This window comes from Sphingobacterium sp. UBA7253 (assembly GCF_002472745.1).
Classification (GTDB): domain Bacteria; phylum Bacteroidota; class Bacteroidia; order Sphingobacteriales; family Sphingobacteriaceae; genus Sphingobacterium; species Sphingobacterium siyangense.
The window spans coordinates 3,316-5,321 of sequence record NZ_DKSP01000248.1 but is presented as its reverse complement, the minus strand read 5'-3'; the positions used below and the strand labels follow the sequence as shown (position 1 = coordinate 5,321).

Annotated in this window: 2 protein-coding genes; both read left to right on the top strand. The window is 36.5% G+C overall.

Annotated features, from left to right (window positions below):
- Window positions 1–333 precede the first annotated feature (333 nt).
- Window positions 334–705, top strand: coding sequence for a BlaI/MecI/CopY family transcriptional regulator (locus B2X72_RS26095; RefSeq protein ID WP_145327829.1), 372 nt, complete (start codon window positions 334–336; stop codon window positions 703–705).
- Window positions 698–2,006, top strand: a 1,309-nt coding sequence (locus B2X72_RS26090) for a M56/M15 family metallopeptidase (RefSeq protein WP_286852112.1), incomplete at its 3' end; no start/stop codon positions are given. The genes B2X72_RS26095 and B2X72_RS26090, both read left to right, overlap by 8 nt.

Below are 2,006 nucleotides of genomic sequence, written 5' to 3'. Positions count from 1 at the left end.
CGCTCTTCCGATCTAAATTGGAATCGGGGCAGATATAGACCAAACTTTTTTAGATCAATGCGAGAAATGGATCATTTAAATTGGAAAAAAAATTATGAATAGTATGAACTGGGGAATAGGGACACAAGAGATTATTGTCCTGATTATTATCATTATCTTTTTGGTAGCGGCCTATTTGTTTTTCTCTAAGTTATTGAAAAAGTAGGTTTTAATTTCTTTTTTTTGATTGAATATCTTCTGTAAACTTATTTTTAAGTTTTATAACTTATTTTTCAGTTGTAAAACTGAAAAATAAGTTATAGCTTTATGTTAGCATAAACAACGTATCAAATTATGGAAGAATTAACAAAAAAAGAAGAGGAAGTCATGCAGGTGATCTGGAAGCTCAAAGAGGTCTTTGTCAAAGATATTATTGAGTATCTGGATCCAAGTGGTTCCATACCCTATAATACAATCTCCTCGATTGTAAGAATATTGGAAAAGAAAGAGTATGTAGGTTATAGAGCCTTCGGAAAGACTTATCAATATTATCCTTTGATTTCGAAGATGCAATACCGAAAGTTATCATTCTCAAGAGTGCTCGATCATTATTTTGATGATTCGGTTGAAAACTTACTGTCTTTTATGGTAAAAGAAAAGAAGCTTTCGGCGAAGGATATTCAGAAAATAGAACAACTCATCAAAAAACACGAAGATCATGAATAGCTTACTTTATTATTTATTTGAAGTTAACTGCAGTCTGGTAATCGGGGCAGTTCTTTATTTTCTGGTATTCAGACAGCTTTCATTTTTTCAATGGAACCGTTATTTTATCCTGGGTTTATGTTTGTTGAGTCTGCTTCTGCCATTTGGAACTGTACGTTTGGGCGAACTATTTCTTTCGCCGACAAGTCCAGTGCTCGCTTTTGAACAATCGAACACAGTTGCTCATTCGATAGGAGCTTCGGGTGATCTCGTATCTGAAACAGAAATGGTCGATTCTTTCTGGCATTCCTTTTCGATTGGATATGGCATTGCTTATGGTTATCTGCTTGTATCTTTTGTTTTGTTATGCCGATTTGCGTTACGCTATATCCGCTTAGGCCGTCGTATTGGACAGCTGAGTCAGTATAAATTTGAAGGATTTACGATGGTTGCTCCCTTTGGACATTATGCAAATTGTTCAGTTCAGCATGTAATTGTTATGGAAGAAGATCAGCTTGATACACCAGATGGAAAATTGATTTTTGAACATGAGAGCCAGCATATTGTTTTTAAACATCGCCGGGATAAATTGTTTATAGAAATTTTTCGTTGCCTTTTTTGGCTAAATCCATTTGTTTATTGGATGCGTAGACAGTTGTATTTGGTGCATGAATATCAGGTTGACGAGGTATTGGCCAATCGATATGGTAACACCCGCTATGCCCGTTTTCTACTGACTTTAACACAACAGCCCTGTCCTGCTGGATTGCAGAGCAGTTTATTTAACAATAGGCATGAGCTGGTTGAACGGGTTCAGGCCATGATGGCAAAACCTTCCTCTAAAAAGAAAAGATGGCAATACGTGCTGACCGTTCCTTTATTAGGCCTTTTACTGCTATTTTACTCTTTTATTAATCCACCAATGCATTCCTGGTCTATCTTTTATTTTGGAAAAGAAAGAACTACGAAGACAATTGTCCTGGATCCGGGGCACGGCGGGAAGGATTCTGGTGCAACGGCATATTCTGGATTGATGGAAAAATCATTGACCTGGGAAACCTGTTTACTTTTGAAACAAGAATTGGAAAATAAAGGCTATAAAGTGATATTATCGCGTGGAGGTGATGAATTTAAATTGTTGAAGGAGCGTTCCAATTTTGAAGGGGATTTATTGCTTTCCATTCATTTTGATCGTGTAGAAACAAGAGAAGAGCTTCCTATTCGTATTCTGTACCAATCGGGGGTCACCAACGATATATTGGAACAGCATAATCAGAGGTTTGCATTTAGCCTAGATCAGAATCTAATCCAAAATGGATTAT